Annotated in this window: 8 protein-coding genes and 6 tRNA genes; 1 reads left to right on the forward strand and 13 read right to left on the reverse strand. The window is 49.5% G+C overall.

Annotation, left to right across the window (positions count from 1 at the left end; all coding sequences use genetic code 11):
• Positions 1 to 31: 31 nt before the first annotated feature.
• The 12 genes from JIG40_RS00975 to pncC all read right to left on the reverse strand — a co-directional run bounded on the left by JIG40_RS00975 (position 32) and on the right by pncC (position 7,693).
• A tRNA-Arg gene (locus tag JIG40_RS00975) sits at positions 32 to 108 on the reverse strand.
• Between the two features lie 76 nt (positions 109 to 184).
• Positions 185 to 261, reverse strand: a tRNA-Arg gene (locus JIG40_RS00980).
• A gap of 56 nt (positions 262 to 317) precedes the next feature.
• Positions 318 to 394: transfer RNA gene (locus tag JIG40_RS00985), tRNA-Arg, on the reverse strand.
• 65 nt (positions 395 to 459) lie between these two features.
• A tRNA-Ser gene (locus JIG40_RS00990) sits at positions 460 to 552 on the reverse strand.
• Positions 553 to 606: 54 nt separating this feature from the next.
• A tRNA-Arg gene (locus JIG40_RS00995) sits at positions 607 to 683 on the reverse strand.
• A gap of 39 nt (positions 684 to 722) precedes the next feature.
• Positions 723 to 815 (reverse strand) — tRNA-Ser (locus tag JIG40_RS01000).
• A gap of 182 nt (positions 816 to 997) precedes the next feature.
• Positions 998 to 1,195, reverse strand: coding sequence for a carbon storage regulator CsrA (gene csrA / locus JIG40_RS01005; RefSeq protein ID WP_004415691.1), 198 nt, complete (start codon positions 1,193 to 1,195; stop codon positions 998 to 1,000).
• A 92-nt stretch (positions 1,196 to 1,287) separates the two neighbouring features.
• Complete coding sequence (locus tag JIG40_RS01010; protein WP_020330436.1) at positions 1,288 to 2,475, reverse strand: aspartate kinase; 1,188 nt, start codon at positions 2,473 to 2,475, stop codon at positions 1,288 to 1,290.
• Between the two features lie 206 nt (positions 2,476 to 2,681).
• Positions 2,682 to 5,264 (reverse strand): alanine--tRNA ligase, encoded by a 2,583-nt coding sequence (gene alaS, locus JIG40_RS01015; RefSeq protein WP_158148056.1) that lies wholly within the window; start codon positions 5,262 to 5,264, stop codon positions 2,682 to 2,684.
• A 187-nt stretch (positions 5,265 to 5,451) separates the two neighbouring features.
• A complete protein-coding gene (gene recX / locus JIG40_RS01020; RefSeq protein ID WP_199464631.1) occupies positions 5,452 to 5,910 on the reverse strand; it encodes a recombination regulator RecX in 459 nt (152 codons plus the stop codon).
• A gap of 69 nt (positions 5,911 to 5,979) precedes the next feature.
• Positions 5,980 to 7,032: a recombinase RecA gene (gene recA / locus JIG40_RS01025; protein WP_024374201.1), complete on the reverse strand. Its 1,053-nt coding sequence runs from the start codon at positions 7,030 to 7,032 to the stop codon at positions 5,980 to 5,982.
• A 172-nt stretch (positions 7,033 to 7,204) separates the two neighbouring features.
• On the reverse strand, positions 7,205 to 7,693 hold the full coding sequence (gene pncC, locus JIG40_RS01030) for a nicotinamide-nucleotide amidase (protein WP_199464632.1): 489 nt from the start codon (positions 7,691 to 7,693) through the stop codon (positions 7,205 to 7,207).
• 84 nt (positions 7,694 to 7,777) lie between these two features.
• Here pncC and mutS point away from each other — a divergent pair, with 84 nt between their 5' ends.
• Positions 7,778 to 10,339 carry a DNA mismatch repair protein MutS gene (gene mutS, locus JIG40_RS01035; RefSeq protein ID WP_020429690.1) on the forward strand — a complete coding sequence of 854 codons (2,562 nt, stop codon included), beginning with the start codon at positions 7,778 to 7,780 and terminating at the stop codon, positions 10,337 to 10,339.
• Between the two features lie 68 nt (positions 10,340 to 10,407).
• On the opposite strand, the gene rpoS is transcribed toward mutS, so the two are convergent.
• A complete protein-coding gene (rpoS, locus tag JIG40_RS01040) occupies positions 10,408 to 11,394 on the reverse strand; it encodes an RNA polymerase sigma factor RpoS (protein WP_020429689.1) in 987 nt (328 codons plus the stop codon).
• Positions 11,395 to 11,438: the final 44 nt, after the last annotated feature.

Consider the following 11,438-nt stretch of genomic DNA (forward strand, 5'->3'; position numbering starts at 1 on the left):
GACTCCTGATAAATCAAGAGCTTAAAAATAATGGCGCGCTCGAGAGGATTCGAACCTCTGACCGCCTGGTTCGTAGCCAGGTACTCTATCCAGCTGAGCTACGAGCGCGCAATTTTCGAGACTAAACAAACCGCTTAGTATCAGGGCATTACCCTTATTCACAATATTCTTTCACAAGAAAGAATGGCGCGTCCGAGAGGATTCGAACCTCTGACCGCCTGGTTCGTAGCCAGGTACTCTATCCAGCTGAGCTACGGACGCGCAGGCTTGATTGTTTTCACAATCGGACTCCTGATAAATCAAGAGCTTAAAAATAATGGCGCGCTCGAGAGGATTCGAACCTCTGACCGCCTGGTTCGTAGCCAGGTACTCTATCCAGCTGAGCTACGAGCGCGCAGGTTGTGAAGAATATCACATTTTTATTCTTTTGGAATAAAAACTTGCCCGAAGGCGAAGAAATGGCGGTGAGGGAGGGATTCGAACCCTCGATGCGGCTATAAACCGCATACTCCCTTAGCAGGGGAGCGCCTTCGGCCTCTCGGCCACCTCACCACTTTTCTCTTCCAAAACTTACGTTTCAGAACTTTTCATACTCCCGAAGGAATATGGCGCGTCCGAGAGGATTCGAACCTCTGACCGCCTGGTTCGTAGCCAGGTACTCTATCCAGCTGAGCTACGGACGCGCATTTCACCTAATGTGCTAAATTAAGTGTCGCAAGAAATGGCGGTGAGGGAGGGATTCGAACCCTCGATGCGGCTATAAACCGCATACTCCCTTAGCAGGGGAGCGCCTTCGGCCTCTCGGCCACCTCACCGTCTTGCGGAGGCACATATTACGATTTACCAAAAATATGTCAAACACTTTCTTGGCGAAAATAACAAAAAAACGCTTAACCGTTGGCTATTTAACCAAAGCGGTGTGAAATTACACTTTTATTAAAAATGAATATCTGAAAGACAAAAAAGGCCGGCAAATTTGCCAGCCTTTCTTCGATAATTAGTAGTTGCCTGATGCAACGTTACCATTACCTTTTTCAGCTTGAATGCGCATGTAGATTTCTTCACGGTGCACAGAAACTTCTTTCGGAGCGTTTACACCGATACGCACTTGGTTACCTTTAACACCAAGTACTGTTACTGTCACTTCGTCACCGATCATGAGTGTTTCGCCAACGCGGCGAGTCAAAATTAGCATTCTTTGCTCCTTGAGTAATCTCTGTATTATCTTGCAACTACGTTATTATCCACTAAAAGTTATATTTTCGTAAACTCTCTATTGCAGTCAAATCAGCCTAAAAATGCATGTTTAGGTTGAAAGTCCACAAGTGTTTCCGAATCGATATAAGCTTCGTGCAAAATATTTGCCGCTTCGTCAACGCATTGCGGCGCAAGCATCAACATCAATGATTGTGAAGTCGTAGAAGCATAATGCACGTCGATGCCTTTTTCAGACAACAGTACACGAGAATGCTCCTCTAAGTCAGGCGCTTGCAGACCGACCGTAGTCAGTAAACTCACATGTTCACTATTACGGATTTTGTCGCTGAACACCAGATCCAACTTGGCACAGGCATCGCGTTTTACCACAACTCCTGCCCATTCTGCCTTTTCGATCACATTCCAGACTTCCACACCCAGCATCTGACACTGTTTTGTCAGGCTGGATAATGAGTCATGTTCAACAGTAATCAGAGACATATCGCGTTGAACCGCCAGACCACACACCGCTTGCGTACCGAGTTCGCCTTTAATCAGGCTTCCTTCGTTCACATCAAACGTCGACAATACTCTTAGTGGAACCTGATTTTCCCAAGCGTACTGAACACAAGGCAGATGGAGCACTTTCGCGCCTTTACGTGCCATCTCTTCCATCGAAGGAAAATCGATCACGTCCAGTTTCTTTGCATTCGCTACAACTCGAGGATCACAGGTATAAACCCCGTCAACATCAGTGAATATTTGGCACTCATCTGCGTTGAGCGCTCCGGCCAATGTCACCGCACTGGTATCCGAACCGCCACGACCTAAAGTGGTGATATCCCCATTCTCATTGATACCCTGGAAACCGGCTACGATAACAATCTGATCTTGCTCCAGAAGTTCCGTAATCGTTCGTGTATCAATCGTTTTAATCGTCGCGTCATTGTGTTGGTTATCCGTCACAATGTTCGCTTGAGCTCCGGTTAGAGAGCGAGCAGCATAACCCAGTTTATTCAGAGTCATTGCCACCAGTGCCATAGACACCTGCTCACCAGCAGAGAGCAAAACATCAAGTTCCCTAGCGGTTGGTACGCTATCTACTTGTTGGGCTAAACCCAGCAGTCGGTTGGTTTCGCCTGACATCGCAGAGACAACAACAACAACTTGATTACCATCATTTTTCGCTTTAATGATGTGTTCAGCGACAGTATGCATGCGCTCAATCGAGCCTACTGAAGTTCCGCCGAACTTTTGCACGATAAGGGGCTTTTTCACCAGTATTCACCTTCCCAAGACCAAAGTCTCATTCGGACTAAACTGTGCTCACCAACGAGTTGTCTATCAGTTTAGTAGTTGCAAAAACAAAACCAAGCAGCTAATCGGCTTTGTACAAAATTAAGCCAATTAAACCACTTGGTTGACCAGATAAAGTTACGCTCAATCAAAAATTGTTTTGATTGAGCGCTATTTATTTCAGTTTGTTATAGACGCTCAGCAATCCAAGCGTCTACGGACTCCAAGGCTGAAGGCAATGCTGCTGCATCGCTACCACCCGCTTGAGCCATATCTGGGCGACCACCGCCTTTACCGCCAACTTGCTGGGCAACCATGTTCACCAGTTCCCCTGCTTTCACTTTGGCAGTCAGATCTTTTGTTACGCCAGCAATCAGACCCACTTTATCGTCAGCCACGTTGCCCAGCATAATAATGCCGCTACCCAGCTGATTCTTCAGTTCATCAACCATGCCGCGTAGCGCCTTGTTATCTGCACCATCTAGTTGCGCTATCAGTACTTTCACACCAGCGATTTCTTTAACTTTGCTGGTCAGGTTGGCACTTTCTTTTGCAGCCAGTTTGTCTTTCAGTTGCTGAATCTCTTTTTCCAGACTCTTCGCTTTAGACGCCATCTCAGAAACTTTGCTCTCAAACTGAGACTGTTGTGCGTCAAGGTAATCCAGTGCCGCCTCGCCGGTTACCGCTTCAATACGGCGGATACCCGCTGCGATACCACTTTCAGAAGTGATCTTGAACAGACCGATATCACCAGTGCTGCTAGCGTGAATACCGCCACACAGCTCTGTTGAGAAATCGCCCATCGACAGAACGCGCACCTGATCGTCATATTTCTCACCAAACAGAGCCATCGCGCCTTTGGCTTTCGCAGCGTCGATGTCCATGATGTTGGTTTCAATATTGTGGTTGGTGCGAACCTGTTCGTTCACCAGACGCTCAACTTCTTTAAGTTCAGCCGCAGAAACAGCTTCCAAGTGCGAGAAGTCAAAACGCAGAGCTTCCGCACGAACCAGCGAACCTTTCTGCATCACGTGCTCACCAAGAACACGACGCAGGGCTTCGTGCAGCAGGTGCGTGGCAGAGTGGTTAAGCGAAATTGCTTTGCGACGTTTAGCATCGACAATAGCCTGAACTTTATCGCCCTGAGCGAATACACCTTCAGCCACAACGCCGTGATGCGCAATCGCATTGCCCAGCTTTTGCGTATCCTGTACGTGGAATACACCCGCTTCAGTCTTAAGCACACCCGTATCACCACACTGGCCACCTGATTCTGCGTAGAATGGAGTTTCATCCAGAACGATGATCGCTTTGTCGCCAGCTGACAGAGAAGCGGCTTCTTTGCCTTCCACAAACATGTCAGCGATGACACTTTCACCCTGAGTCGCGCTGTAACCGCAGAACTCAGTTGTACCTTCAACTTTAATCAACTGGTTGTAGTCGGTGCCGAATTGACCCGCTTCACGTGCACGTTGACGCTGCTCTTCCATTGCCGTTTCAAAACCAGTTTCATCGATAGTAAAGCCACGTTCACGAGCCACATCGTTGGTCAGGTCAGCAGGGAAGCCGTAGGTGTCGTAAAGCTTAAACACGGTTTCACCATCCAGCTCAGTGCCAGACAGCGCATCTAATGCTTCATTCAGAATCGTCATACCGCGATCCAGAGTACGGCCAAAATTTTCTTCTTCGATACGCAGAACTTTTTCAACAATAGCTTGTTGTTTTTTCAGTTCTTCGCCAGCCGTACCCATCACTTGTGCCAGAGGGCCAACCAGTTTGTAGAAGAATGCACCTTTCGCGCCCAACTTGTTACCGTGACGTACTGCACGGCGAATGATGCGGCGCAGCACGTAACCACGACCTTCGTTTGAAGGCATAACACCATCAACAATCAGGAAAGCACAGGAGCGGATGTGGTCAGCCACCACGCGCAGAGACTGATTCGACAAATCGTCGTAACCAATCACGTCAGCAGCAGCTTTGATCAACGTTTGGAAGACATCGATTTCGTAGTTTGAATGCACACCCTGCATGATGGCAGAGATACGCTCGATACCCATACCCGTATCTACAGACGGTTTTGGCAGCGGCTCCATCGTTCCATCAGCATGGCGGTTGAACTGCATGAATACGTTGTTCCAGATCTCGATGAAACGGTCGCCATCTTCTTCTGGTGAACCAGGAGGCCCACCCCAGATGTGATCGCCGTGATCGTAGAAGATCTCGGTACACGGACCACAAGGGCCGGTATCACCCATTTGCCAGAAGTTATCTGACTCGTACGCTTTGCCGCCAGGCTTGTCACCAATGCGAATAATACGATCAGCAGGAATACCAACTTGTTTGTTCCAGATATCAAACGCCTCATCGTCGGTCTGATAAACAGTGACGAGCAGGCGCTCTTTAGGCAATTGCAGTACTTCAGTCAGAAATTCCCATGCGAATTTGATGGCGTCTTCTTTGAAATAGTCACCAAAGCTGAAGTTACCCAGCATCTCAAAAAAGGTGTGGTGACGTGCGGTGAAACCGACGTTTTCTAGGTCGTTATGCTTACCACCAGCACGCACACAACGTTGGGCAGTGGTGGCACGCGTGTAAGCGCGCTTTTCCAAACCTAGGAAACAATCTTTAAACTGGTTCATACCTGCGTTAGTGAACAGCAGGGTCGGGTCATTTGCAGGTACCAACGACGAACTGTCGACGATTTGGTGACCTTTACTTTCAAAGAATGAGAGGAACGCGCGGCGAACCTCATCCGTGCTCATGTACATGCAGCTCTTCCTGAAATACTCAAGTTAGAATTTTGCGCTATTGTAAAGCATGGATAAGAGTTCGCCTAGTTTTCTTCAAGAAAAGACGAAAATGAATTGAAATACAAAGAAATGTCAGAGAGTTAAATTTGATTTAACCGTTAACAACGTGAAATGTCTGGAAAATCCCCACAATATCGAGCTGCGGTCAGCTTTCTTCATCACTCAATGCATACTGAATCTGGTCAAAACCAAACCCACGATATTGCAAAAAACGAACGCGCTTTGCGTACTCTTTGGGCTCCCGGGCAGAGAGCGGAGAAAACTTTTTCTGCGCCGTAACTTTAGCCAGTTCAAACCAGTCTGTGCCCTCTTCTTCTATCGCTTGGGAGACAATATCGGAATCAACCCGCTTTTGCTGCAGTTCCTGACGGATACGTCGTTCGCCATGACCTTTGGCCACATGTTGTCGAACCTGACTGTGTGCATAACGCAAATCGTTGAGATAGCCATGCTCTTGGCAATAGCGCACCGCTTGCTCCACTTCCTCCGGTTCGAAACCTTTAATAAGTAGTTTCTGGTGCAACTCGTATTCCCCATGATCCCGTCGTGTGAGCAAAAACAGCGCGTTTTCTTTGCAGGTCATTTTCGGTGAGCGTGAATACATGATTTTTCCATCAATTCTCTGATAGCAAAAAGCCCCGCAATAGCAGGGCTTCATCGGTAAAGAGTCGGATTAAAACTCTTCTTCTTGTTCTGGCACTGAACCAAATTCCGGCTCTTCGCTGACCGCAACTTGTTCAGGGTTCAGCAGCATTTCACGCAATTTGCTGTCGATAAATTTAGCCACTTCAGGGTTTTCTCTCAGATATTTACATGCGTTTGCTTTACCCTGACCGATCTTGTCGCCGTTGTAGCTGTACCAAGCACCTGCTTTTTCGACCAGCTTGTGCTTCACGCCCAGTTCAATCAGCTCACCTTCACGGTTAAAGCCTTGGCCGTACATGATTTGCGTGTTGGCTTCTTTAAATGGTGCCGCAATCTTGTTCTTCACTACTTTGATACGAGTTTCGTTACCGACAACTTCATCGCCTTCTTTGATAGAACCGGTACGACGAATATCCAGACGAACAGATGCATAGAATTTCAGTGCGTTACCACCAGTAGTGGTTTCTGGGTTACCGAACATCACACCAATCTTCATACGGATTTGGTTGATGAAGATGCACATACAGTTTGACTGTTTCAGGTTACCCGTCAGTTTACGCATCGCTTGCGACAGCATACGCGCCTGAAGACCCATGTGGCTGTCGCCCATTTCGCCTTCAATTTCCGCTTTTGGTGTCAGTGCTGCAACCGAGTCAACGACGATAACGTCAACAGCACCTGAACGCGCCAATGCATCACAGATTTCCAGCGCCTGTTCACCTGTATCTGGCTGAGACACCAGCAGTTCATCAATTTTCACGCCCAGACGACGAGCATAAACTGGATCCAGAGCGTGCTCTGCATCGATGAAGGCACATGTTTTACCTTCGCGCTGAGCCGCTGAGATCAGTTCCAGAGTCAGCGTCGTTTTACCTGATGATTCCGGACCGTAGATTTCCACGATACGACCCATTGGCAGGCCACCCGCACCCAAGGCGATATCCAGAGAAAGTGAACCGGTAGAAATCGTTTCTACGTCCATCGTGCGGTTGTCACCCAAGCGCATGATAGAACCTTTACCGAATTGCTTTTCAATTTGACCCAGGGCTGCGGCCAGAGCCTTCTGTTTGTTCTCGTCCATTACTTTCTCCAGACTGTCACTATCTATTTATGTTTGAGTACCGACAGTGATACGTGAATGCGTAGAAATCGGTTCGACATTTGTTGTCAGATTGCTGCTCATTATACTGTTGATTCATACAGTGTCCACCCCTGTATGGAAAAAAGTTGCAGCGAGTCGACAAACTTAACGCTTAAGCCATTGATAAATATTTGCTCAACGTCAGCAGGGCATGTTGCACCGCTTGATAGCGAACTTGCGCGCGATTTCCAGCGAAATGATGAGTTTCTACATGAAGCCAACCATGCTTACTCGCCCAGGCAAAGCATACGGTGCCGACCGGCTTTTCTGCGCTGCCGCCGCCCGGCCCCGCGATGCCACTGATCGAAATACCAACGCTGCCCTGAGAGTGTTTTAGCGCGCCGAGTACCATTTCAACCACGACCGGTTCCGATACCGCGCCGTACTGTTCCAGCGTTGCAGCCTTAACACCAATCATTTCCTGCTTGGCTTCGTTGCTGTAGGTCACAAACGCGCGATCAAACCACGCGGAGCTGCCAGCTATATCGGTTACCGCGGTTGCCACGCCGCCGCCCGTGCAGGACTCAGCCGTAACCAGTATTTCACCCGCTGCCAGCAATTGTTCGCCAACCTGCTGACTTAATGTTTGGTGTAATTCCATAACCAAAAACCTCTTTGCGTCTTTTCGCTCGATAGGGATTCACGTATCCTAAGCCGCTATGTCCACAAACAAAAGATGTAACCCGTGACTGCCGAACAAAAACATACTCCAATGATGCAGCAATACCTCAAGCTCAAAGCTGAGAACCCGGATATTTTGCTGTTTTACCGCATGGGAGATTTTTACGAACTGTTCTATGACGATGCCAAACGTGCATCGCAATTGCTGGATATTTCCCTCACCAAACGCGGCGCATCCGCTGGTGAGCCGATCCCGATGGCGGGCGTACCGTTTCATGCGGTTGAAGGCTACCTGGCGAAACTGGTCCAGTTGGGTGAATCGGTCGCGATTTGCGAGCAGATTGGCGACCCGGCCACCAGCAAAGGCCCGGTCGAGCGTAAAGTCGTTCGCATCGTCACTCCCGGCACTGTCACGGATGAGGCTTTGTTATCAGAACGGGTGGACAATCTGATTGCCGCGATTTATCACCATGATGGTCGCTTTGGCTACGCGACACTGGATATCACCTCTGGCCGTTTCCAGTTGTGTGAGCCGGAATCGGAAGAAGCGATGGCGGCCGAACTGCAACGCACCTCACCACGCGAACTGTTGTTTCCGGAAGATTTTGCACCTGTGCAGTTGATGGCGAGCCGCAAAGGCAACCGTCGCCGTCCGGTATGGGAGTTTGAGATTGATACCGCCAAACAGCAGCTCAATCAACAGTTCGGTACACGCGATCTGGTCGGCTTTGGTGTAGAACAAGCGAAACTGGGTTTATGCGCGGCGGGTTGTTTGATTCAGTACGTGAAAGATACTCAGCGTACTGCCCTGCCACACATTCGTTCACTGACGTTTGATCGTCAGGATCAGTCGGTCATTCTCGATGCTGCGACCCGTCGCAACCTGGAGCTGACACAGAATCTCGCAGGCGGCACCGACAACACGTTAGCCGAAGTACTCGATCACTGCGCAACAGCGATGGGCAGCCGTATGCTCAAACGCTGGCTGCATCAACCTATGCGCAGTCTGGAAACATTGAACCAGCGCCTGGATGCCATCGGGGAAATTAAACAGCACGGTTTATTCACCGAGCTACACCCTGTACTCAAGCAGATTGGTGACATTGAACGTATTCTGGCGCGTCTGGCACTGCGTTCTGCCCGTCCACGCGATCTCGCCCGCCTGCGCAATGCGCTGCAGCAGTTACCGGAACTGGCGGATGTACTAACCATCCTGACTCAGCCATATCTGGGCAAACTGCGTAACGACGCTCAACCGATGGACAGCCTATGTGAGTTACTGGAACAAGCCATCAAAGAAAACCCACCCGTCGTTATTCGCGATGGCGGTGTCATTGCCGATGGTTACAATGCTGAACTGGATGAATGGCGTGACCTGGCCAATGGTGCAACCGAGTATCTCGACAGGCTGGAAGCTGACGAGCGCGAGCGTCACGGCATTGATACACTGAAGGTCGGCTATAACGCGGTGCATGGTTTCTACATTCAGGTCAGCCGTGGGCAAAGTCATCTGGTGCCGCCACATTACGTGCGTCGCCAGACACTGAAAAATGCTGAACGCTACATCATTCCAGAACTGAAAGAGCACGAAGATAAAGTGCTGAATTCTAAGTCCAAAGCGCTGGCGTTGGAGAAACAGTTGTGGGAAGGGTTGTTTGATCAGCTTCTGCCCCACTTAGAGCAGATGCAAAATCTGGCGTCTGCCCTGTCGCAGATTGATGTGCTGCAGAATCTGGCTGAGCGTGCAGAAAGCCTAGATTACTGCCGCCCAACACTCAGCGATGAACCGGGGATTCGCATTCAAGCTGGTCGTCACCCGGTGGTCGAGCAAGTGATGGATGAACCATTTATTGCTAACCCGATTGAACTGAATCCGCAACGTAAGATGCTGATCATCACCGGCCCGAACATGGGTGGTAAATCGACTTACATGCGTCAGACGGCGTTGATTGCGCTGTTGGCTCACATTGGTTCTTACGTGCCAGCCGAAGCGGCGCACATTGGTTCGCTCGATCGCATCTTCACTCGTATCGGCGCTTCTGATGATTTGGCATCGGGTCGTTCAACCTTCATGGTGGAAATGACAGAAACCGCCAATATTCTTCACAACGCCACCGAACGTAGCCTAGTCTTAATGGATGAAATCGGCCGCGGTACCAGTACTTACGATGGCCTGTCACTGGCCTGGGCAAGTGCGGAATGGCTGGCCAAGGAAATTGGGGCAATGACTCTGTTTGCCACGCACTATTTTGAACTGACGGAGTTACCGAATTCACTGCCACATCTCGCCAACGTTCACCTTGATGCGGTGGAGCACGGCGACAGCATTGCCTTTATGCATGCCGTACAAGAAGGCGCAGCGAGTAAGTCGTATGGTTTGGCGGTGGCAGGTTTGGCAGGTGTACCTAAAGCGGTCATCAAAAACGCCCGAGCCAAACTGACTCAGCTCGAACAACTCAGTCTTCAGCAGCCCAGTCAGAAACCAAGCACGGTCGATATTGCTAATCAACTGAGCCTTATCCCAGAGCCAAGCGAAGTCGAACAGACACTGGCCGAGATTGATCCCGATGATCTGACCCCGCGCCAGGCACTTGAGGCACTCTATCGTCTGAAAAAGATGCTCTAGCCCTCTTCCTACAGTGATCAAAAAAGGCACTCAATGAGTGCCTTTTCATTTCAATCAGTCTGCTGTATTTAATCGTTTTCCACGTTGAACAGCGATTCCATATTCAGGCCTTGTTTCATCAGGATCTCTCTCAGACGGCGCAGACCTTCAACCTGAATTTGGCGTACACGTTCACGAGTCAGATTAATCTCGCGGCCCACTTCTTCCAGCGTCGAAGGTTCATAGCCCAACAAGCCAAAACGGCGTGCCAGCACTTCTTTCTGTTTCGGATTGAGCTCATCCAGCCAAGCCACCAACGAATCACGAATGTCGTCATCTTGCGTGGAGACTTCAGGATCAGAGTTGTTGATGTCCGGAATGATATCCAGCAGCGCCTTATCACCGTCACCGCCAATCGGAGTGTCCACAGAGCTGATGCGCTCATTCAGGCGCAGCATTTTGCTGACGTCATCCACTGGCTTATCCAGTTCAACCGCTATTTCTTCTGCGGTTGGTTCGTGGTCCAGTTTCTGAGACAGTTCACGTGCAGTACGCAGGTAAATATTCAGCTCTTTCACCACATGAATCGGTAAACGAATGGTGCGGGTTTGGTTCATCAGCGCACGTTCAATGGTCTGACGAATCCACCAGGTGGCGTAAGTCGAAAAACGGAAACCGCGTTCTGGGTCGAATTTCTCTACCGCACGAATCAGGCCGAGGTTACCCTCTTCAATCAGGTCAAGCAGTGCCAGACCACGATTGCTATAACGGCGGGAAATCTTGACCACCAGACGTAAGTTACTCTCGATCATGCGTTTGCGCGCAGCTTCATCGCCACGCAGAGCACGGCGAGCGTAGAGTACTTCTTCTTCGGCGGTTAACAGTGGTGAGAAACCAATCTCACTCAGATACATCTGAGTTGCATCGAGGCTTTTCGTTGAAGCGTCAAACTCTTCACGAATCTCTTCTGACTGGTCATTGTTGGTAGCAAGTTCTTCTTCGACCTCAGCAAGATTCGCTGTTTCAGGATCAAAATCAAACTCTTCGACTTTAGTGGCTGTATTGCTGATACTCATAGCGCCTCCCCTGGCGAGCTAGCAAGACATTACTACTCTGAATG

Origin of the sequence: Vibrio sp. bablab_jr001, from assembly GCF_016464285.1 — a bacterium.
Taxonomy (GTDB): domain Bacteria; phylum Pseudomonadota; class Gammaproteobacteria; order Enterobacterales; family Vibrionaceae; genus Vibrio; species Vibrio fluvialis.